The organism is Streptomyces sp. NPDC099050 (assembly GCF_044759865.1).
In the GTDB taxonomy this organism is placed as follows: Bacteria; Actinomycetota; Actinomycetes; order Streptomycetales; family Streptomycetaceae; genus Streptomyces.
Genome location: NZ_JBIWAE010000042.1, coordinates 17,497 through 39,427, shown reverse-complemented (window position 1 = coordinate 39,427; position 21,931 = coordinate 17,497). Strand labels below are relative to the sequence as shown.

Here is a 21,931-nt window from a genome sequence, read left to right as displayed (position 1 = left end):
TGCCCGCCGCGTCACCTCGTGGTCCGATAGCCTGGAACTGGGACAAAAGTGATCAATCAAGTATGAAAGGCCTGAACTCCCACGTCCAGGACCTGTCGGATCAGCTGGTCGCCAAATGGACCTCGCCGAAAGGCGTGCGGCTCATGGCCGCCGGGGCCGGTCTCATCGGCGGACTGCCGGCCCAGGGCCCGCTCTCCCCGGCCAGGGCGGGGGAGCTGCTCGGCTGGCCGGCCGACGAGGTCCTCGACCGTTTCCGCGCCATGGACTTCGACCTGGAGACGGACGCGGGCGGCGACATCGTCGGCGCCGGGGTCTCGCTGAACGCGGAACGGCCCTACGCCATGGAGCTCCAGGGGCAGCGCGTCACGGGCTGGTGCGTCATGGACGTCCTCATGTTTTCCCGTGGTCTTCAAGGAGGCCAGCCGGGTCACCGGCCGCTGCGCCACGACCGGTTCAACCGGCGCCGACATCCGCGAAGTCTTTTGCGATCGTGTGAACTTCTACGCCACTCCCGAACTCGCCGGGGCGGCAGCGGCGGCCGACCCCGACCTCGCGGTCTGCTCTGTGGACGAGGGCTGGGCCATCGGAAAGCGGCTCGCCGACCTCTTCTGAGGGCACCAAGAGGCGCCCCGGAGGGAAACCCGGAAGGAGGCGGGAGGAAACTCGGAAGGGGTCCGGAAGGGGTCCGGAAGGGGTCCGGAAGGGGTCCGGAAGGCGCCCGCGCGGGACGCCCGCTCCCGTCCCCGAGGGTCGGGCGGCGATCTACACTGCCGTCCTGTCGATCACGTGCCGGACGAGTGCGGAGGAACGAAAGAATGCGCCATCTCCCCCTGGGCAGTTCAGGTCTTCAGGTCTCGGCGATCGGGCTCGGCTGCAACAACTTCGGCGGCCGCCTCGACGCCCGGGCCACCCGTACCGTCGTCGACGCCGCACTCGACGCGGGCATCACCCTCCTTGACACCGCCGACATCTACGGGGGCGCCGGGGGCTCTGAAAGCCACCTCGGAGAGGCCCTCAAGGGGCGCCGGGACCAGGTCGTCCTCGCCACCAAGTTCGGCTACGACGGCGTGGACATGGGCTACGGACCCGCCGCCGGCTCCCGCGCCGGCCGCGCCTACATCCGGCGCGCCGTCGAAGCGTCCCTGACCCGCCTGGGGACCGATTACATCGACCTCTACCAACTCCACAGCCCCGACCCGGCCGTTCCCGTGGCCGAGACGCTCGCCGCGCTCACCGAACTCGTCGCCGAGGGCAAGATCCGCTACATCGGCCACTCCAACTTCAGCGGATGGCAGCTCGCCGAAGCCGCCCACGTGGCCCGCGAGACCGGCGCGGCGCCCTTCGTGTCGGCCCAGAACGAATGGTCGCTGCTCCAGCGGTCGGCGGAGCGCGAACTCGTCCCGGCCGCCCTCCACTACGGAGTGGGCGTGCTGCCGTACTTTCCGCTGGCCAACGGGCTGCTGACCGGGAAGATCCGCCGGGGCGCGCCCGTCCCCGCGGGCTCCCGCCTCCAAGGCCGCGACGCCTACCTCACCGAGGAGCGCCTCGACATCGTGGAAGCCCTGGCGGCGCTCGCCGACAAGCACGGGCGCACCGTACTGGAACTCGCCATCGGCTGGCTCTCCGCCCAGCCCGGCTGCGCCTCCGTCATCGCGGGCGCCACCTCCGCCGAGCAGGTACGGGCCAACGCGGCCGTCGCCGACCGGCCGCTCGACGCCGAACTCCTCGCGGAGGTCGACGCCGTCGCGGAGGCTGCCGCCGGCTGACCGGAGTCCGGCCGCGGCCCTGCCCTCAGGAGGCGTCGGGCGACGGACTCGCGGAAGCGGACTCCGACGGGGAGCCGGACGCCGACGCAGAGGCCGATTCCGACGCGGATTCCGACGGGCTCGGCGAGGCGCTCGCGGAGGCACTGGCCGACGTACTGGCCGACGTACTGGCCGACGGGCTGGCGGAAGCCGTGCCCGTCGGCGCCCCGGTCAGGATCTCCACCCGGCCGGTGTCCAGCGAGTAGTAGGCGCCGACCACGGCCAGTGACCCCTTCCCCACCAGGGGCGCCAGATCCGCGTTGGCCCGCAGCCCGTCCGCCGTCACCTTGATCTGATTGCGGATCATCGTGTCGACCGGGTCGGAGCCCGGATCCTTGACCGTCAGCTCGTACGCCGGCACCAGCGCCCTTTCGATCGCCCGCAGGTTGCCGGGCAGCGGGTTCCCGTCCCTGAGCGCCTTGTACGAGGCGTCGATGGCTCCGCAGCGCTGGTGCCCGAGGACCAGGATCAGCGGGGTGCCCGCCGTCATGGGCCCGAACTCCACCGATCCGGTCACCACCGGGCCGACCGCCTGCCCGCCCGTGCGCAGCACGAACAGATCGCCGAGCCCGGTGTCGAAGAGGAGCTCCGGCGGTACCCGGGAGTCGATGCACGCCAGGATCACGCCGAAGGGATCCTGCGCCTGCGCCACCAGCGCGCGGCGGTCCGGATCCCGGTCGGGGTGGTTGAGGCTGCCGCTCACCCAGCGCTTGTTGCCCTCCATCAGGCGGCTGTACGCGCCCTCGGGGGTGCTCGGCCGGGGCTCCGGCGCCGCCGCCGTCACCTTCGGGGCGCTCTTCGCCGAGCACCCCGTGAACAGGGCGGCGGCGGCCGTGAGGCCTCCCGTCAGCACGAACCTGCGGGGCGGAAGTCCTGCTCTGTCCATCGGGTCGTACCCCTCGGTGCCGTTCGGACGCGTCCGTACGTCCTGACCGAGGGCGATTCTTGGGCGGTACGGGCCGCCGGGGCGGCAGGCTCACACGGGGCCGCCCGTGTTGGCCCCCGACGGCCGAACGGGACCGTGCGTCGGAGCACGGTCCCGTTCGACCGGAGCCAGAGGCAGAGCTAGAGGCAGGTCCAAGGCCAGAGCCAAGGCAGGGCCAGAGCCCGGGGCCCGCAGCCTCAGGACACGATGTCCTTGCGGGCGAACCCGCGGAACGCGAGCGCGAACAGCACCACGGCGTACGACACCGACACCACCGTCCCCTTGATCATCCCGCCCCATTCGAGCTGCGGCTGCAAGGCGTCGGCCCAGGCGAACTGCCAGTGCGCCGGCAGGAACTCCCGCCAGGACCCCAGAGCCGTCACCGCGTCCAGCACGTTGCCGACGATCGTCAGCCCGACCGCCCCGCCCACCGCGCCCAGCGGCGCGTCCGTCCGCGTCGACAGCCAGAACGCCAGCCCGGCCGTGACCAGCTGCGACACGAAGACGAACGCCACGGCGATCGCGAGCCGCCCGAGCGTGTCCCCGGCCGGCAGCGAGCCGCCCGCGGGCAGTTCCAGCGGCCCCCACCCGTACGCCGCCGTACCCGCGGCGAGCGCCACCAGCGGCAGCAGCACCATCGCCGCCAGGCTGAACCCGAGGGCCACCACCAGCTTGCTCCACAGCAGCCGGGCCCTGGGCACGGGAGAGGCCAGCAGGTAGCGCAGCGAGGACCAGCTGGCCTCCGAGGCCACGGTGTCCCCGCAGAACAGCGCCACCGGCACCACCAGCAGGAACCCGGCCGACACGAACAGGCAGGTGGCCGCGAAGTTCGCGCCCGAAGCCGTCGCCGTGTCGATGAGGGTGATCCGGCCGTCGTCGCCGCCGCGGCTGCCGGGGCCGCCGCCCACCGCGAAGGCGATCATCAGGATGAAGGGCAGCGCGGCCAGGATCCCGCCCATCACCAGCGTCCGCCGCCGGCGCCACTGCCGCAGCGCCTCCACGCGCAGCGGCAGCGTCCGGTTCGCCCGGTAGCCGTGGGCGACCTCGCGGCCGATGCCGTCCGGCGTCACGTCGCCGTTCGCCGGCGGGCCCGCGGGCGCGTTCGCGTCCGCGTTCAGATCCGTCACGGTGTTCATGCCGCGCCTCCGATCAGGGTCAGGAACGCGTCTTCGAGCCGCCGGTGCGGACCCACTCCCGAGACCGGCACCTCCAGCCGTACGAGTTCGGCGATCAGCTCGGCGGCGCTAGCGCCGTCCAGCCGTACGAGCAGACCGTCCTCGGCGCGCGCCACGGACTCCACTCCCTCCAACGCGGCGATCTTCTCGACGACCGACTCGTCCACCGGTTCGGCGAGCGCCACCAGCAGGACGTCCCCGCCGCCGGTGATCTCGGCGACCTCGCCCGCCTGGACGAGCCGGCCGCGGTCCATGACCACCAGGTGCGTGCAGGACTGCTCGACTTCCGACAGCAGGTGGCTGGAGACGATGACCGTCCGTCCGCCGGCCGCGTACCGGATCATCACGTCGCGCATCTCGCGGATCTGCGGCGGGTCCAGGCCGTTGGTCGGCTCGTCGAGGATGAGCAGGTCCGGCATGCCGAGCATGGCCTGGGCGATCGCGAGGCGCTGGCGCATGCCCTGCGAGTACGTGCGTACCGCACGCTCCAGGGCGTCGCCGAGGCCGGCGATCTCCAGGGCCTCCTCCATGTGGGAGTCGGCGGCGGGACGGCCCGTGGCCTGCCAGTACAGCTCCAGGTTGGCGCGCCCGGTCAGGTGCGGCAGGAAGCCGGCACCCTCCACGAAAGCCCCGACCCGCGAGAGCACCGGCGCGCCGGCCCGGATCTGGTGCCCGAAGACGCGGATCTTCCCGGCATCCGGACTGATCAGCCCCATCAGCATCCGCAGGGTCGTGGTCTTGCCCGCGCCGTTGGGTCCGAGCAGGCCGAGCACCTGCCCCTTCTCCACCCGGAACGACAGGTCCCGTACGGCGTACCGGTCCTGCGCCTTGGCATAGCGCTTGGTCAGCCCGGTGATCTCCAGCGGTACGCCGGCCAGCGCGGGGTCGGGCTGCGCCGCGCCCGCCCGGCCCCTGCCCGGCCCCCGGCCGCCGGTTCTGCGGATGCCCACCAGCGCGGCGGCCAGCAGCGCGGCCCCGAGCGGCATCCACCAGGTCCAGGCGGGCAGCCCGGAGGACGCCGTGCGCACCCCGCCCGCGACGGGCACGGCCAGCGGGCCCTGCGCCGAGACGGTGTAGGTCGCCGGCGCGGCCGGTGAGGCGTAGCCGAGGTCCGTGGCGGCGACGACGAGCCGCAGCCGGTGCCCGGCCTCGACGGCGTGGTCGATCGCGGGCAGCCGCAGCTCGACGGTCTTGTCCTGCTGCGCGCCCTCCACCCGCACCGGGGCCACCAGCTGACTGGGCAGTACCTGCTGGCGCCCGTCGGGGCCGACGTCGTACACCTTGCCGAACAGGACGGCCGAACCGTCGGCAGCTGTAGACCTCACCTTTAGGGTGATGGTCGGGGTGCCGGTGATCCGGGTTTCGCCGGTCAGCGGCTCCGAGTCGAAGCGGGCGTTCTGCCCGGGGAAGTCCAGCGAGAGGCCGCCTCCGAGGGCGGCGAGCTGCCCGCCGATGCCCGGCAGCGAGGACAGCGCGGGCGGGGCCCCGCCCGCCGGGTTGGCGAAGGTCTGCTCCCGGCCGGTCAGGGCGAACTCGCGCGGCCCGGACAGCAGCCCGGGATAGGTGGAGCCGCTCGCTCCGCGCAGGGTGACCCGGCCGTCGGTGGAGTCGATGCCGCCCGAGCGCGAGACGCGGAAGGCGGGGCCGGTGTCCACGGACGCGTCGTCCTTGAGGTAGCGGTCGAACCAGGTCTTCACCCGGTCCTCGACGCGGTCCGCCTCGCGCATGCCGCCGTCGTGGCCGCCGGCCGCCCAGTCCACGGAGACGGGCGCACCGTTGGCGGCGATCGCCCGGGCCATGGCATCGGCCTGGTCCAGCGGGAACAGGGAGTCGTCCTGGCCCTGCGTGATCAGGGTCGGCACCTTGATCGCGCCGCCGACCGCCGAGGGGCTGCGCCCCTCCAGCAGCGCGCGGGCCTCGGGATCGGGCTTGCCGGCCACCGCGACGCGCTCGTACATGGTGCACAGCTCCGGCTGGAAGCGTCCGCAGCCGGGCGCGGCCGGGGCCGCCTGCGGGGCGGCGCCCGGGCCGGAGGCCCCCGGCTGCAGCCCGCCGGCGGAACCGGTGGTGAAGAAGAGGCCCGCCCACAGCTTCTTGAAGACGCCGTTCGGGAACAGGGAGTCCGCGAGGTTCCAGTAGGTGATCGAGGGGGCGATGGCGTCCACGCGCGGGTCGGTGCCGGCCGCGAGCAGGGAGACGGCCCCGCCGTAGGAGCCGCCCGCGATGCCGACGCGCGGATCCCCGGCCGCGTCGAGGCGCACCCCGGGCCGGGCGGCGATCCAGTCGATCAGCCGGGAGACGTCCTTGACCTCGTACGCGGGGTCGTTCAGCCCGATCTTCCCGCCGGAGCGGCCGAAGCCGCGCGCGGACCAGGTCAGCACGGCGTAACCCTCGCGGGCGAGGCGCTCGGCCTGCGGGCGCAGGTCCTCCTTGCTGCCGCCGAAGCCGTGGGCGAGGAGCACGGCGGGACGTTTCGCCCCACCGTCCCCTTCCCTGTCGGTGAAGTAGGAGATGTCGATGCCGGCGCCGGGCATGTCGAGGACCGTGTCCTCGCGGTGTACGGCCGGGGTGTCGCCGGCCGCGGCGGTGGCCGTGAGGGTGCCCGCCCCCGCGACGACGGCGAGCGCGGCCGCGCCCGCGAGCAGGCGGTCTCGGCGGCGCCGGGGCAGTCGGAGCTTCATACGGGAACCCTAAGCGCCAGGCAGCCGGTGGCCGCGCTCCCGGAGGCTGAACTGCGGACGTCCTCAAGGACTACACGGCTGCGCAGCGTGTACCGCGCCTGCGGTACACGGCGGTGGACGGCGGCGGCGGCGGGCTGGGGCCGAGCCCGGGGCCGGGAATCCGGACCGGGGTCGTAAAGCCCGGCGGGGTCGGGTTGGGGGTGATTTTTCCCCACCCCGCCCCTTCCCGAAACCGGGGCTCCGCCCCGGACCCCGCGCCTCAAACGCCGGCGGGGCTGGATTTGCCGCCGGGCTGCCCCCGCCGGGCTGCGGCGCCGGCCGACCGGCGGGAGGATGGCCGCATGCTGCTGGCCGAGGTCGCGCGCGTGTCCCGGGAGGTTGCCGAAACCTCCGCCAGGTCGGGGAAGACCGCCCTGCTCGCGGAGCTGTTCGCCGCCGCGCCCCGCGAGGAGGCGGCGCTGGTCGTCTCCTACCTCGCCGGGCGGCTCCCGCAGGGCCGCCCGGGGATCGGCTGGCGCGCGCTCGCCGCGGAGAGCGGACCGGCCGCCGAACCCACCCTGACCGTGACCGCCGTAGACGAGGCCGTGACCCGGCTCGCAGCCGTGTCCGGGGCCGGATCCCAGGCCGAACGCCGCCGGATCCTGGACACCCTGCTCGGCGCCGCCACCGCGGCCGAGCAGCGGTTCCTGCGCGGCCTGCTCGGCGGGGAGGTGCGCCAGGGCGCGCTCGACGCCGTGGCCCTGGAGGGAGTGGCCGCCGCGGCCGGGGTGCCCGCCGTCGAGCTGCGCCGGGCCGCGATGCTCGACGGCTCCCTGCCCCGGGTGGCGGCGGCCGTGCTCGCCGACGGGGCGGAGGCCCTGCGCGGGATCACCCTGCGCGTGGGGCAGCCCGTACAGCCGATGCTGGCGAACACCGCCAAGTCGGTGGCGGCGGCGCTGGCGGCGCTCGGGCCGTGTGCGGTGGAGGAGAAGCTCGACGGGATCCGGGTGCAGGTCCACCGCGAAGGGGACGACGTACGGCTGTACACGCGCTCCCTCGACGAGATCACCGACCGGCTGCCGGAGGTGGCCGAGCTGGCCCGGTCCTTTCCGGGGGACCGCTTCGTCCTCGACGGGGAGGTCATCGGACGTTCCGCGGCGGACGGGCGGCCGGTGCCGTTCCAGGAGGTGGCGAGCCGGGTCGGCTCCCGCGCCGACGTCGAGGCCGCCCGGCGGACCCTTCCGGTGGTCCCCTACTTCTTCGACGTACTGGTGGCGGGGGACCGCGTACTCCTCGACCTGCCGGTGCGCGAACGGTACGCGGAGTTCACCGCCCTGGTTCCGGAGGAGTTCCGGGTCGGCCGGCTCGTGGTCGAGGACCCGCGGGCGCAGGCGGCCGAGGCGGAGGCGTTCTGGGCGCGGACCCTGGGCCGGGGGCACGAGGGCGTGATGTTCAAGGCCCTCGACTCCGCCTACGCGGCCGGCCGGCGCGGCAAACACTGGCTCAAGGTGAAACCGGTGCACACCCTGGACCTGGTGGTGCTCGCGGTCGAGCGGGGCCACGGCCGCCGCACCGGTCTCCTGTCCAACCTGCACCTCGGCGCCCGGACCGCCAGACGGCGGCTACGCGATGCTCGGCAAGACCTTCAAGGGCCTGACCGACGAGATGCTGCGCTGGCAGACCGAGCGGCTCGGCGAGCTCGCGGTCGAGGACGACGGCCACACGGTCCGGGTGCGCCCCGAACTGGTCGTGGAGATCGCCTACGACGGTTTGCAGCGCTCCCCGCGCTACCCGGCCGGGGTGGCCCTGCGCTTCGCGCGGGTCCTGCGCCACCGTCCCGACAAGCGGGCACAGGACGCGGACACGGTGGAGACGGTGCTCGCGGGCCCGCCCGGACCCGGTGAGACCCCGTAGGGGGTTACGGGGGCGTTTTGCCTCAGAGGCAACGCGGATTGCCAGGGAGGTAAGGGTCTGGCTCAATCGTGGCATGACAACCGGTCCTGCCCCCGGCCCCGGCGAAGCGGCCGACCCTGACCTAGACCCCGGCCTAGACCCCGACCGAGACCCCGCCCCCGACTCCGGTGCCCCGGGCGACGACACCGCCCCCGACGCCGAGCTACCCACCGTGGCCCCGCAGCTGCGCGATCTGCGCCGCCGGGCCGGACTCACCCTGGAGGCCGCCGCCGCCCGGGCCCGGCTCTCGCCGGCGCACCTGTCGCGGCTGGAGACCGGCCGCCGCCAGCCCTCACTGCCCCTGCTGCTCGGGCTCGCCCGCACCTACGGCACGACCGTCTCGGAACTGCTCGGGGAGACCCCGGCCGTAGCCGATCCCATCGTACGGGCCGGCGGTCCCGGCGCCCGCGAGGCGGACGGCTGGACGTACTGGCAGGCCGGTGGCTCCGGCCGCGGGATGCAGGCGCTGCGCGTGCACGTTCCCTACGGGCGCAGCCAGGGCGAGCTGGTCCGCGTACATCCGGGGGAGGAGTGGCTGTACGTGCTGCAAGGGCGGTTGCGGCTGCGCCTGGGGGAGACCGAGCACCTGATGGAGCCCGGGGACAGCGCCCACTTCGACTCGCTCACCGCGCACCGGATCGGCGCGGCCTCGGCCGCCGGAGCGGAGCTGCTGTTCGTCCACACCCTGCTGCAGAGCAGCCTCGCCGGCCTGTGCCTCGGTGGCGGGACCGGCGCGACCACACATCACCGATAGGCGAGGAGCCCGTACGCCATGCCCGATACGCAGGACGCGCGACCGACACGGCAGAAGCAGCAGCAGAAGCAGCAGTCGAAGTTCCCGCGCGGTCTCATCATCCGGCTCATCGCCTACTTGTTCGTAGGTCATTTGTTCGCGTTCTTCGTCTACCTGCTGTTCGTGCTGGGTGCGCAAAACCAGTGACAGCGGGCCGGAATTTCCGTACACGGCTCTAGGAACCTACAGGCCCTGAAGCTACCCTCCGCGCATGATTTCCACGGTTGTCTGGGGTACCGGCAACGTCGGCCGTTTGGCCATCCGTGCCGTCGAGGCCCATCCGGCGCTGAAGTTGGCCGCCGTCATCGTCCACAATCCGGAAAAGGTCGGCCGCGACGCCGGTGAACTCGGCGAGCTCGACTACGAAACGGGCGTCGTGGCCACCGACGACATCGAGGCGGTCCTCGCGGCCCGTCCGCAGGCGGTCGTCTACGCGGCGTCCGGTGACATCCGCCCCGACGACGCGCTCGCCGACATCACCCGGGCGATCCGCTCCGGGGCCGTCGTCGTGAGCCCCGCCCTCTATCCGCTCTACGACTACCGCAGCGCCCCACCGGAGTTCCTCGACCCGGTCACCGCCGCGGTCGCGGAGGGCGGCGGTTCGCTCTTCGCCTCCGGCGTCGACCCGGGCTGGGGCAACGACGTGCTCCCGCTGCTGCTCAGCGGTCTCGGCACCCGGATCGACGTCATCCGCTGCCAGGAGATCTTCGACTACTCCACCTACGACCAGCCGGACTCCGTCCGCTACCTCATCGGCATGGGTCAGCCCATGGACTACGAGCCGATGATGCTCATGCCGTCCATCCCGAGCATGGTGTGGGGCGGGCAGATCCGGATGATGGCCCGCGCGCTGGGCGTCGAACTCGACGACATTCGCGAGACCGTGGAGCGCCGCGCCCTCGACACCACCGTCACCACGCGCACGATGGGCGAGTTCGAGGGCGGCACCCAGGGCGCCATCCGCTTCGAGGTGCAGGGGATCGTCGAGGGCGAACCCCGCATCGTCATCGAGCACGTCACCCGCATCCACGCCTCCTGCGCCCCCGACTGGCCGAGCCCGCCCGACGGCGGCGACGGCGCCCACCGGGTGATCATCGAGGGCCGCCCGCACATCGAGGTCACCATCGAGGCCACCGACGAGGGCGAGAACCGCTCCGCCGGCGGCAACGCCACCGCCGTCGGACGCCTCGTCGGAGCCATCGACTGGCTGGTGGAGGCCGAACCGGGGCTCTACGACGCCCTGGACGTCCCCCTGCGCCCCGCCGTCGGCAAACTCGGAAGGAAACTGTCATGAGGATCGACATACCCGAAGGCCAGCACCCCATCGAGTACGTATGGGGCGACCTGGTCCCCGGCATCGGGATGGCCGCCGCCAACTTCTCCCTGTCGGTGTACGCCCACACGACCCTGGGGCTGCGGGAGTTCGAGGCGGCGCGGCTGCGCGTCGCGCAGATCAACGGCTGCGTCTTCTGCCTGGACTGGCGCACCGACCGGGACGGCGAGAAGGTCGAGGACGAGTTCCCCGAGGCCGTCACCGAATGGCGCACCACGGACCGCTTCGACGAGCGCACCCGGCTCGCGGCGGAGTACGCGGAGCGGTACTGCCTGGACCACCACGGCCTGGACGAGGAGTTCTGGGACCGGATGACGGCCCGCTACAGCCAGGTGGAGATCGTGGAGCTGACGATGAGCATCGGCTCCTGGCTGGCCTTCGGCCGGCTCAACCACGTGCTCGGCCTCGACAGCGTCTGCGTGCTGCCGAGCCACTGAGTGCCGACCGCCGACCGCCGACCGCCGACCGCCGACCGCCGAGTGCGTGCGGTGCGCACTCGGGGCCGGGGCCGTCGGATGATCCGACGGCCCCGGCCTTCGCGCTGTGCACCGCCCGGAGACGACCTAGAGGTCGGTGGCGATGATCTTCTCGATGTTGCGCTCGGCGAGCGCCGTGATGGTGACGAACGGGTTGACGCTGGTGTTGCCGGGGATCAGCGCGCCGTCGATGACGTACAAGCCCGTGTAGCCGTGCAGACGGCCGTAGTTGTCGGTGGCCTTGTCCAGGACCGCGCCGCCGAGGGGGTGGTACGTGAGGTGGTCGCCCCAGATCTTGTTGGTGCCGAAGAGGTCGGTCCGGTAGATCGTCCCCTCCTTCTTGTTGATCTTGTCGAAGATGGTCTTCGCCATGTCGATGGACGGCTGCTTCCACGCCGTCTGCCAGTTCAGCTCGACCCCGCCCGTCGCGGCGTTGTACGTGAACTGCGCGCGGTTCGGGTTCTTCGTGATCGACAGGTAGAACGAGGCGTACGTCTCGATGCCGGTCGGCAGCGGCGCCACCTCGGCGAACGCGCCGCCCGCGTCCCAGTTGTCGATGCCTCCGCAGGGGATCGAGGCCTGTACCTTGCCGGTCGGGTCCCACATGTGGTTGGCGCGGCCGCACATGACGTTGCCGTTGTCGCCCCAGCCCTTGCCGATCTCGTTGTTCAGGTTGGGCAGTGCGCCGGTGGCCTTGAGCCGGACGAGCAGCTTGCTGGTGCCGACGCTGCCGGCCGCGAAGAACACCTTGTCCGCGACGACGGTCTTGGTGCCCACCGTGTCGCCCGTGGTGTTGATCTGGTCGATGACGACCGTGTACCCGCCACCGGAGGCCGGGGAAACCGAAGTCACCTTGTGCAGGGGCGAGATGGTGACTTTGCCGGTGGCCTTGGCCTGGGCGATGTAGGTCTGCTGGAGGGACTTCTTGCCGGCGTTGTTGCCGTAGAGGATCTCACCGGCGACGGCGGACTTCGGGACGGTCCCGGCCGCCTCCTGCTTCATGTAGTCCCAGTCGTACACGTCCGGGACGAAGATGAACGGGAACCCGGAGCGCTGGGCGTGCTTGCGGCCGACGCGGGAGAACTGGTAGCAGTCGACGGTCTCGAACCAGGCCGGGTCGATCAGGCTGACACCGAGCCCCGCGTTGGCGCGCGGGTAGTAGGTGTCGTACATCTCGTCCGCGTTCACCGTCGGCAGGACGCCCGCGAAGTTCGCGCGCTTCGGGGTGACCGCCATGCCGCCGTTGACCAGCGAACCGCCGCCGACGCCGCGGCCCTGGTAGACGATGATCCCGCCCATCTCCTCGGCGTCCAGGATGCCGGTGTAGCGCGGGACGGCCTTGTCGATGGGGAAGCCCAGGAAGTTGCTCAGCGGCGCCTTGGTCTTGGTGCGGAGCCAGTAGGCGCGGTAGTCCGGGCTGGTCGTGTTGCAGAAGATCTTGCCGTCCGAGCCGGGGGTATCCCAGGCCATGCCCATTTCGATCATGTGGACGTCGACCCCGGCCTGGGCGAGCCGCAGGGCGGCGACGGAGCCGCCGTACCCGGTACCGATCACGAGGGCCGGGACGTGCGCTCCGTTGCCGATCGGGCCGGCGGCGGCCGCGCCGGCCGTGGCGGCCTGGGCCTGGGACGGGGCGATCTGACCGGCGAGGGCCATTGCACCCAGGATGGAACCCGTTCTACCGAGAAATCCTCGACGGGAGACGCCGTTCTGGTTCGTTTTGTGCAGGCCTTTGTCGCTCATGTGAGCTTCCTCACTCTAGGCGGAATGAGAACGAGTTCTACTGCCGAGTGCTTGCGAAGTCACTAGATACGTCACGGCGTATTTCGTCGGTGGCGGCCGCGAGTCGCGTCGGTTCACGGTCCGCGGGAGGGGGTGAAGGTCCCATCGGACGCTGCGAACGACGACCCGCTGTGGATGGCCGGTCATCCCGGAGTGACCGCGGCGGCCAGGGGGGAAGGTCCCGCGGGCGGGGGGTGTCCGCTCGAATCCACCACGTCAGAAGTCGAACGTGTTACGGGGTGCTCCTCCGCGCCGGGACGTCGGGGTTCTTCGCGCACGCAGCCACTCCGTCGTGGCTGCATCCCGGGGGCTCGGCGGCCGAAAAGCGACAAACCGCAAGGTGGGCCCGTGGTCGGGCCCGAATCTTTTTACCTTCGGCGGGTGCTCCTGTTCGGCGCCCCGGCCGGTGTTGCAGGTCCGGCGCACCCCGCCCGGCGCCCTCGCGTACAGAAGGGGAAGGCGCGCGGTCGCCGGTCCGGACCGGGATCAGCGTCGAGGCGGGCCGCCGCCAAAGCGTGGACGTCTGCCACGCCACGGAAGATTGGAAAAACTCGACAAGATAAAGAAGAATCTTGCACGACTCTTGCTGTGTTTGTGTGCGGGGTCCTACTGTCCCGGCCATGCCCCCAAGAAGAGCCGCACACCCCGCCGCCGGCCGAGCCGCCGCAGCAAGCAGAAGAACCGTCCCCGCACGGGCCGGCGTCGTCCTGGCGGCGCTCACCGCGTCCGCCCTCGGCCTCGGCGCCCTGGCTGCGGGCGCGGCCGAGGCCCAGCCCGCGGCCGCGGACCCGGCGCCGCCCACGGCCGTCACCCGCGCCGCCCTCGACCCCGCACTGGCCGAGGGCCGCGGCGCCCGGGTGGACTTCGCCGAGCAGGAGGCGGAGAACGCGGCCACCTCCGGCACGCTCATCGGTCCCGACCGCACCGCGTACTCCCTGCCCGCCGAGGCCTCCGGCCGCAAGGCCGTGAAGCTGGCCCCCGGCCAGTACGTGGAGTTCACCCTGCCCGCGGCGGCCGACGCGATCACCGTCCGCTACAGCCTGCCCGACGCCCCGGCTGGCGGCGGCATCACCGCCCCCCTCGACGTCACCGTCAACGGCAAGAACCGCCGCTCCATGACGCTGACCTCGCAGTACTCCTGGCTCTACAACCAGTACCCCTTCACCAACGACCCGCAGGCGGACCTCCTGCACCCCGACTGGTGGATCACCGAGTGCGCCTGCGTCCCGGCGGCCACCACCCCGGCCCCGGTCATCGCCAAGCCGTTCCGGCCCACCCACATGTACGACGAGCAGCGCCTGCTCCTGGGCCGCACCTACCGGGCGGGCGACAAGGTCCGGCTCACCGTCCCGGCCGGCACCCCCGCCGCCTGGACGGTGATCGACCTGCTCGACTCGCAGCGCGTCGGCGCCCCGCACGTGGAGGCGGCCGCCGCGAACGCCCTCCTCTTCGGCGCCGACCCGACGGGCCGCCGGGACTCCGCCGACGCCATCGACCGGGCCATCGCCTTCGCCAAGCGCCACCGGCTGCCGGTCTACCTGCCGCCGGGCACCTATCAGGTCAACCGCCACATCATCGTGGACGGGGTCACCATCACCGGCGCCGGCAGCTGGTACACCACCGTCAAGGGCAAGGGCGTCGGCTTCTACGGCAAGGAGGCCGCCGACGGCGGCAGCCGGGGCGTCCACCTCTCCCGCTTCGCCATCGAGGGCGACGTCCGCGAGCGCGTGGACACCGACCAGGTCAACGGGGTCGGCGGCGCGATGAGCGACTCCACCGTCGACTCCCTCTACATCCACCACACCAAGGTCGGCCTCTGGTTCGACGGCCCGATGAGCAACGTGAAGGTCACCCGCAACGTCATCACCGACCAGATCGCCGACGGCCTGAACTTCCACACCGGGGTCACCGACTCCCTCGTCCAGGACAACTTCGTCCGCAACACGGGCGACGACGGCCTCGCCATGTGGGCGGAGAAGACCACGAACGCCCGCAACACCTTCGACCACAACACCGTGCAGAGCCCCACGCTGGCCAACGGCATCGCGATCTACGGCGGCGCCGACACCACCGTCAGCGCCAACCTCGTGGCCGACCCGGTCCGCGAGGGCAGCGCCCTGCACGTCGGCTCCCGCTTCGGAGCCGAACCCTTCACGGGCAGCCTGCGGATCGACGGCAACACCACCGTGCGCGCCGGCACGTACGAACTGAACTGGAACATCGGGCTCGGCGCGATCTGGTTCTACGCCCTGGACCGCAACATCGACCAGGCCGACGTCCAGGTCACCGGGAACTCCTTCCTGGACAGCACCTACAACGCGATCATGCTGGTCAGCGACTGGCCGGTGAAGGACAAGGTCCGCATCGAGAACGTCCACTTCAAGGACGTCCGGGTCGACGGCACCGGCACCTCCGTGGTGAGCGCCCGGGTGGCCGGCTCGGCGAGCTTTGAGAACGTCGACGCCCGCAATGTGGGGGCCGTCGGCGTCAACAACTGCGGCTCCTTCAACTTCCCCGCCACCGGCTCGGAGTTCACCCTCGTCGACCGCGGCGGCAACGACGGCGGCGGTACGACGGGACCGTGGCTGGCCGGCTGGGAACTGCCCAACACCATCACCTGCGACGACCGCCCGCCGGTCGTCGCCCCGCCGGCGCCGAGCCCCTGGTGAGCGCCCGCTGATCACCGCTCCGCCGCTCCCGGGGGTTCGAGCGGCGGAGCGGTCACCGCGCAGTTCGTACGGCACTGCGGGTGACGGGCCCCGGGCACGGGGGAGCGTACGGTCGCCCAGGCCAGGCACGCCCCGGCCACCAGCACCCCCGCGCACCAGAACATCGCCCGCCCGAAGGCCGCGTCGAAGGCGCCGGCCGACAGGTACGCGTCCGGCCCCATCCCGGCCAGCAGCGGCAGCGCGGCCACCGCGAGGAGTCCGGCGGCGCGCGCGGCCGCGTTGTTGATGCCGCTGGCCAGACCCGCCCGGCCGGGGTCCACCGAGGACAGCACGGTCGCCGTCAGCGGAGCCACCAGGGCCGCCATGCCCAGGCCCATCACGAGCAGCGCCGGCAGCACGTCCCGTACGTACGAGGCCTCGCGGCCCACCCTCAGCATCAGCAGCATCCCCGCCGCGCACAGCAGCGGTCCCGCGGTCAGCGGGATCCGCGGGCCGATCCGCTCACCGAGCTGCGCGGAGCGGGCCGACAGCAGCAGCATCAGGGCCGTGGTGGGCAGCAGGGCGGCCCCGGCGCCCAGGGCTGAGTACCCGGACACCACCTGGAGCTGGAGCACCACGAGGAAGAAGAACCCGCCGAAGGCCGCGTACACGCACAGGGTGACCAGGTTGACGGCGGTGAACTGGCGCGAGGAGAAGATGTCCGGCGGCACCATCGGATCGGCCCGCCGCCGCTCGACCACCACGAAGAGACCGGCCAGCAGTACACCGCCCACGGCGGCGCCCGCCACGATCGCGGTGCCCGACCGGGCTTCGATGAGCGCGTAGGTCAGCAGGGCGAGCGAGGCCGCGCCGAGTACCGCCCCGGCCACGTCGAACCGCCCGTGCGCCACCGGATCGCGCGATTCCGGTACGTGCCGCAGCGCGACCGGGACACAGAGCGCGGCCACCGGCACGTTCAGCAGGAACACCCACCGCCAGCCGGGCCCGTCCACCAGCCAGCCGCCGAGGAACGGCCCCACGGCGGCGCCCACCCCGCCGAAACCCGACCACAGGCCCACCGCCCGGGCCCGGTCGTCCGGATGGACGGACCCCTGGATCAGCGCGAGGGAACCGGGCGTCAGCAGCGCCCCGCCGATGCCCTGCAGGGCGCGGGCGGCGATGAGCACCCCGGCGTTCGGCGCGAGCCCGCACAGCAGGGAGCCGACCGCGAACCACACCACCCCGAGCATGAAGATCCGGCGCCGCCCGAACCGGTCCCCGAGCGCCCCGCCGACCAGGATGAGGCCCGCGAGGGTCAGCAGGTAGGCGTTGACCGTCCACTGGAGCACCGCCAGATCGGCGCCGAGATCCCGCCCGATGGCGGGCAGGGCCACGTTGACCACGGTGGAGTCGAGCAGCGCCATGGCGGACCCGAGCACCGTGGTCAGCACGATCCACCGGCCCTGCGCGGTACTGAGGCGCACCCCGGGGGCGGCGGACGGGGCGGGGACGGTCATTCCCCCAGGCTGGCCCGCGCGGCCCGGATCGGCCACCCGGCCGGGGGCGGGCACCGGGCTGGGGACGGGCACCGGGCCGGTGGCGGCCCCGGTGACGGCGGGCTGCCCGGCGGCCCGGGTGGCAGGCCGGGTGGAGGCCCGGCGGGCGGCACGGCTCATTAGGCACTCTTGTACGGGCCATGACACCTCCCGCACCATGGCCCGCGCACGTCACGCACACCCTTTCCGCACGTTCTGCACACGGCGTACGAGGAGACCCCACGTGGCACGAAGCGACACCCGACGACCCCCCCGCTCGCGATTACGCCCCCTGCGCACAGGGTTCGCCGCCCTCACCGCGGCCCTGCTGCTGCCCCTGGGCGCGGGCATGGCCGCGGCCGCCCCCGATCCGGCCCCCATCCCGGGCGCGGCCGAGCGCAAGATCGAGCCGACCCTCCGGGCGCAGCTCGACGGTTCCGCCAAGGCGGTCTTCTGGGTCTACCTTGACAGCGCCGCCGACCTCACCGCCGCGGCCGCGCAGCCGACCCGCGCCGCGAAGGCCGCGACGGTGCTGCGGCTGGGGAAGGAGCAGGCCGCGCGGAGCCAGACCGAGGTGATCAAGGCCGTCGAGGGCACGAAGGCCGAGTACACCTCGTACTGGATCGTCAACGCGGTCCGCGTCGTCGGCACCGAGAAGCTCGCCACCGCCCTCGCCCAGCGCCCCGAGGTCGCCCGGATCGACGCCGACGACCGGATCGACCTGGCGAAGCCCGCCGAGGGCAGCCGGGAGAAGACCGCGGCCGACGCCGTCGAATGGAACATCGACCGGATCAAGGCACCGCAGGTCTGGGACCAGCTCGGCGTGCGCGGCGAGGGCATCGTCGTCGCCAACATCGACAGCGGCGTGGACTTCACCCATCCCGCCGTGGCCGGCAAGTACCGCGGCAAGGGCGCGGACGGGTCCTACGACCACCACTACAACTGGTTCGACCCGGCGGGCGTCTGTGCCACCGCCGCCCCCTGCGACAACAACGACCACGGCACCCACACCATGGGCACGATGGTCGGCGACGACGGCGTCGCCAACCGGACCGGCGTCGCCCCGGGAGCCAAGTGGATCGCCGCAAAGGGCTGCGAGACCACCTCCTGCTCCGAGGCCTCCCTGCTCTCCGCGGGCCAGTGGATCGTCGCCCCGACCGACCTGAACGGCCAGAACCCGCGCCCCGACCTGGCCCCCCACATCGTCAACAACTCCTGGGGCGGCCCCGGCGCGGACACCTGGTACCAGCAGATCGTCGACACCTGGCGGGCCGCCGGCATCTTCCCCGCCTTCTCCAACGGCAACTCCGGACCCGGCTGCGCCACCAGCGGATCACCCGGTGACTACGCGAGTTCCTACAGCTCCGGCGCCTTCGACATCAACGGCGCCATCGCCTCCTTCTCCTCGCGCGGCGCCGGCCCCGGCGGGATCCTCAAGCCGAACATCGCGGCCCCCGGCGTGAACGTGCGCTCCTCCGTCCCCGGCGGCGGCTACGCGTCCTTCTCCGGCACCTCCATGGCCTCCCCGCACACCGCCGCGGCCGTGGCCCTGCTCTGGTCCGCCGCGCCCGCCCTCGAGGGCGACATCGCGCAGACCGAAGCGCTGCTCGACGGCACCGCGCAGGACACCGACAGCAGCCAGTGCGGCGGGAGCGCCGCCGACAACAACGTCTTCGGCGAGGGAAAGCTCGACGTGCTTTCCGCCGTCACCGGGGCCCCGCGCGGAGCCCTCGGCGCGCTCGCCGGCACCGTCCGCTCCGGCGGGCAGCCCGTCGCCGGGGCGAAGGTCACCGCCGACGGCCCCATCGACCGTGCGGCGACCACCGCGGCCGACGGCACGTACCGCTTCCCCACCCTGTCCGTGGGCTCGTACGCGCTCACCGCGTCGAAGTTCGGCTACGGGCAGCAGGGCGTGACCGTGGAGGTGACCGAGGACGCCACCGCCACCGGTGACATCGACCTCGTCCAGGCGGACTCCGGGAAGCTCACCGGCACCGTCTCCGCGGCCGCGGGCCCGGTCGCCGGCGCCTCGGTGAGCGTCGCCGACACCCCGGTGACCGCGACCACCGACGCCCGGGGCCGCTTCGAGGTCACCCTGCCGAACGGCTCCTACACCGTGAACGCCACCCATTCCTCCCGCTGCCTCACCGCCGGATCGGCCGCGGTCACCGTCGCCGGGGACACCACCGTCGCGGTGAACCTGCCCGAACGCACCGACGGCTACGGCTACGCCTGCGCCGCCTCGAACGGCAGCCCGTACCAGCCGGGCGACCGGCGGCTCGCGCTGACCGGCGACAACACCACCGAGCGCGTCGACCTGCCCTTCCCGCTGCCGCTCTACGGCAAGACGTACGGGCAGGCCTGGATCGGTACGAACGGCACGGTCAGCCTCGGCGGCAACAACACCGGGGACGTCAACGGGGACATCCCGAGCACGGCCACGCCCAACGCGGCGCTGTACCCCTTCTGGGACGACCTGGTCGTCGGCGCCGCCGGCAGCGGGTCCGGAGTCTTCACGTCGGTCACCGGCACCGCGCCGCACCGCAGTTACGTCATCGAATGGCGCCAGGTGTCCCACTGGTCGGCGCAGTCCGACACGTTCTCCTTCTCGGCGGCGATCGGCGAGGACGGCACCGTCCGGTACACCTACAAGGGCACCGGCGGCACCGGCATCAAGGGCGGCTCCACCGCCACGGTCGGCGTGGAGAACGCGACCGGCACCGACGCCTACCGGTACTCCTTCAACACGCCCGTGATCACGGACGGCCTGTCCGTCGCCTTCCGCACCACCAGGAGCGGGGTCGTGGCCGGCCGGGTGCTCGACGCGAACGACGGCAACGGGATCGCCGGAGCCACCGTCACCGTCGGCACGGGCGCCACCGCGGTCTCCGCCACCACGGCGGCCGACGGCGGGTACGTGGTCCAGAGCCCCTCGGGAGCGCGGGAACTCGCCCTGACCGCCGCCCAGTACGAGTCGGCGGCGGCCACCGTCGACGTCAAGGCGGCCGATGTCACCGAGGTGACCCGGTCCCTGCGCACCGGCAGGGTGACCGCGTCGAAGCCGGCGGTGGAGATCGTCCTGCCGCCCGGCCAGAAGCGGACGCGCACCCTCGACCTCGCCAACCCCGGTCTCGGTACGGCCTTCACGGCGGCCGAGGAAGCGGCCTGGCTGACGGTGACCCCAGGCTCCGGGAGCCTGCCCACGGGCGGGAAGGCCCCGCTCGCCCTGTCCGTGGACACCACGGGCCTGACCCCGGGCACCGTCCTGACGGCCGACCTGAAGATCACCTCGGCCAGCGGCCGGACCCCGGTGCTCACCGTCCCCGTCAAGCTCGTCGTCCCGCGCTACCAGGTCGCCCTGGACGCCGGCTCCACCGGCGCGAGCACGGACTCGCTGGGCGACGGCTGGTCCCCGGACCGCAAGTACACGACGGGCTCGTACGGCTACCAGGGCAACGGCTCCTCCCAGTCCACGAGCCGTACGATCGCGGGCACGGAGGACCAGAAGCTCTTCCGCAACGCCCGTGAGGGCATGTACGAATACCGCTTCGACAACGTCCCCAACGGCACCTACACCGTGGAACTGGGCTTCGCGGAGCTCTCCTCCACCAAGCCGAACAAGCGCGTCTTCGACGTCCTGGCGGAGAACACTCAGGTCCTGCCCTCCCTGGACATCGCCCTGGAGGCGGGCCCGTACACGGCCCTGACCCGCACTTACACGATCACGGTCACGGACGGCACCCTGAACGTCCGCTTCGTCACCCACACCGGATTCGGCAAACCCCTGCTGAACTCCCTGCGCGTGACGGACCGCCCCGACAAGAGCTGACCGGGGGCGGCGGCATCGCAGCGGGCGGGGCGCCTTCGGGCGCCCCGCCCCGTGTCTTCTGGAGTCCCGTGTCTTCAGGAGACGAGGACGTTCTCCGCCTCTCCCCGTCCGCGAACGGCCGGGGAGAGGCGGCGCGTTCCGGTTCCCGGATACGTGGCGGCGACGGAGGCGCAGGCGACGGCGGTGATGCCGAGCCACTGGGGCCAGGCGAGGTGCTGCCCGAGGATGAGCAGACCGAACAGGGCGGCGGCGGCCGGCTCCAGGCTGGTCAGGACGCCGAACACGCGGGGCGGGATCCGGCGCAGGGCTTCCAGGTTGAGCGAGTACGGCAGCACGCTGGAGGCGATGGCCACGACGGCCGCGACCGCCAGTACGTACGGGTCCAGCAGGGAGCCGCCGGCCTGCGAGATGCCGTAGGGGGCGCTCACCAGGGCCGCCCAGGCGATGGCCACCGCCAGCGCCTGACCGCCACCGAGGCGGGTGGCCATGCGGGCGGAGACGAGGATGTACCCGGCCCAGCAGCACGCCGCCACCGCGGCCAGCACAAGTCCCCCCAGGGGGAGGGAGCCGGTGCCCGTACCGCTGAGCAGGACGACGCCGCCGGCCGCCAGGCACGCGGGCAGCAGGTCGATCACGCGGCGGGAGCCGGCCAGCGCGATGGTGAACGGGCCGAGGAATTCGATCGTGGCGACGATCCCGAGCGGGACCTGACCGACGGCCTCGAAGAAGGCGATGTGGTGCGCGGCAAGCAGGGTCCCGGCGGCGATCACTGTCATCCAGGACCCCTTCACCGCGCTCAGGCTCCGGGGGCGCGGCCGCCACAGCAGGCACAGCAGCACCCCGGCGATCAGCAGCCTGAGGAACACCACCCCGGCCGCCCCCGCCTGAGGGTAGGCGTGCGGGGCGAGGGCCGCGCCGAACTGGATTCCGCACACGCTGACCAGCACGAGGCAGGGCGCGGGTACCCTCCCCGCGAGGGCGGAGAATCCGTGGGCCGTGCTGTGTTGCCGCATTCCG

Annotated in this window: 14 protein-coding genes and 1 pseudogene; 9 read left to right on the top strand and 6 right to left on the bottom strand. The window is 72.6% G+C overall.

Annotated elements, in window-relative coordinates:
• Nucleotides 1-402: 402 nt before the first annotated feature.
• Nucleotides 403-612, top strand: a complete 210-nt coding sequence (locus ACIQV3_RS38575) for a hypothetical protein (protein ID WP_403721468.1) — start codon at nt 403-405, stop codon at nt 610-612.
• 203 nt (nt 613-815) lie between these two features.
• Nucleotides 816-1,766 carry an aldo/keto reductase gene (locus tag ACIQV3_RS38570; RefSeq protein WP_403721466.1) on the top strand — a complete coding sequence of 317 codons (951 nt, stop codon included), beginning with the start codon at nt 816-818 and terminating at the stop codon, nt 1,764-1,766.
• Between the two features lie 25 nt (nt 1,767-1,791).
• Here ACIQV3_RS38570 and ACIQV3_RS38565 read toward each other — a convergent pair whose 3' ends face one another.
• The 3 genes from ACIQV3_RS38565 to ACIQV3_RS38555 form a co-directional block, all read right to left on the bottom strand.
• Nucleotides 1,792-2,691: a carbonic anhydrase gene (locus ACIQV3_RS38565; RefSeq protein WP_403721463.1), complete on the bottom strand. Its 900-nt coding sequence runs from the start codon at nt 2,689-2,691 to the stop codon at nt 1,792-1,794.
• A gap of 236 nt (nt 2,692-2,927) precedes the next feature.
• Nucleotides 2,928-3,866, bottom strand: coding sequence for an ABC transporter permease (locus ACIQV3_RS38560; RefSeq protein WP_403721460.1), 939 nt, complete (start codon nt 3,864-3,866; stop codon nt 2,928-2,930).
• Nucleotides 3,863-6,586, bottom strand: a complete 2,724-nt coding sequence (locus ACIQV3_RS38555) for an alpha/beta fold hydrolase (protein WP_403721457.1) — start codon at nt 6,584-6,586, stop codon at nt 3,863-3,865. The genes ACIQV3_RS38560 and ACIQV3_RS38555 overlap by 4 nt, the downstream gene beginning before the upstream one ends.
• A 341-nt stretch (nt 6,587-6,927) precedes the next feature.
• On the opposite strand from ACIQV3_RS38555, the pseudogene ACIQV3_RS38550 reads away from it, so the two are divergent.
• The 5 genes and pseudogenes from ACIQV3_RS38550 (at nt 6,928) to ACIQV3_RS38530 (ending at nt 11,081) form a co-directional block, all read left to right on the top strand.
• Nucleotides 6,928-8,479: pseudogene (locus tag ACIQV3_RS38550) on the top strand (ATP-dependent DNA ligase).
• Between the two features lie 73 nt (nt 8,480-8,552).
• Nucleotides 8,553-9,272, top strand: coding sequence for a helix-turn-helix domain-containing protein (locus ACIQV3_RS38545; protein ID WP_403721454.1), 720 nt, complete (start codon nt 8,553-8,555; stop codon nt 9,270-9,272).
• An 18-nt stretch (nt 9,273-9,290) separates the two neighbouring features.
• Complete coding sequence (locus tag ACIQV3_RS38540) at nt 9,291-9,458, top strand: DUF6126 family protein (protein ID WP_403721451.1); 168 nt, start codon at nt 9,291-9,293, stop codon at nt 9,456-9,458.
• A gap of 64 nt (nt 9,459-9,522) precedes the next feature.
• Nucleotides 9,523-10,605 (top strand): dihydrodipicolinate reductase, encoded by a 1,083-nt coding sequence (locus ACIQV3_RS38535; RefSeq protein WP_403721450.1) that lies wholly within the window; start codon nt 9,523-9,525, stop codon nt 10,603-10,605.
• Nucleotides 10,602-11,081 carry a carboxymuconolactone decarboxylase family protein gene (locus tag ACIQV3_RS38530; protein ID WP_403721448.1) on the top strand — a complete coding sequence of 160 codons (480 nt, stop codon included), beginning with the start codon at nt 10,602-10,604 and terminating at the stop codon, nt 11,079-11,081. Before ACIQV3_RS38535 ends, ACIQV3_RS38530 begins: the two co-directional genes overlap by 4 nt.
• A gap of 126 nt (nt 11,082-11,207) precedes the next feature.
• On the opposite strand, the gene ACIQV3_RS38525 is transcribed toward ACIQV3_RS38530, so the two are convergent.
• Entirely contained in the window at nt 11,208-12,863 is a 1,656-nt protein-coding gene (locus ACIQV3_RS38525; protein WP_403721446.1) for a GMC oxidoreductase, read from the bottom strand.
• A gap of 659 nt (nt 12,864-13,522) precedes the next feature.
• Here ACIQV3_RS38525 and ACIQV3_RS38520 point away from each other — a divergent pair.
• The gene (locus tag ACIQV3_RS38520) at nt 13,523-15,571 is read left to right on the top strand and encodes a glycosyl hydrolase family 28-related protein (RefSeq protein ID WP_403721443.1); all 2,049 of its coding nucleotides are present in this window, start codon (nt 13,523-13,525) and stop codon (nt 15,569-15,571) included.
• Between the two features lie 11 nt (nt 15,572-15,582).
• Here ACIQV3_RS38520 and ACIQV3_RS38515 read toward each other — a convergent pair whose 3' ends face one another.
• A complete protein-coding gene (locus ACIQV3_RS38515; RefSeq protein ID WP_403721479.1) occupies nt 15,583-17,067 on the bottom strand; it encodes an MFS transporter in 1,485 nt (494 codons plus the stop codon).
• Between the two features lie 262 nt (nt 17,068-17,329).
• Between ACIQV3_RS38515 and ACIQV3_RS38510 the strand changes: the two genes are divergently transcribed.
• Nucleotides 17,330-20,914: a S8 family serine peptidase gene (locus ACIQV3_RS38510; protein ID WP_403721441.1), complete on the top strand. Its 3,585-nt coding sequence runs from the start codon at nt 17,330-17,332 to the stop codon at nt 20,912-20,914.
• Between the two features lie 74 nt (nt 20,915-20,988).
• Here the strand turns inward: ACIQV3_RS38510 and ACIQV3_RS38505 are convergent, their stop codons facing one another.
• Entirely contained in the window at nt 20,989-21,927 is a 939-nt protein-coding gene (locus ACIQV3_RS38505) for an EamA family transporter (RefSeq protein WP_403721439.1), read from the bottom strand.
• Nucleotides 21,928-21,931: the final 4 nt, after the last annotated feature.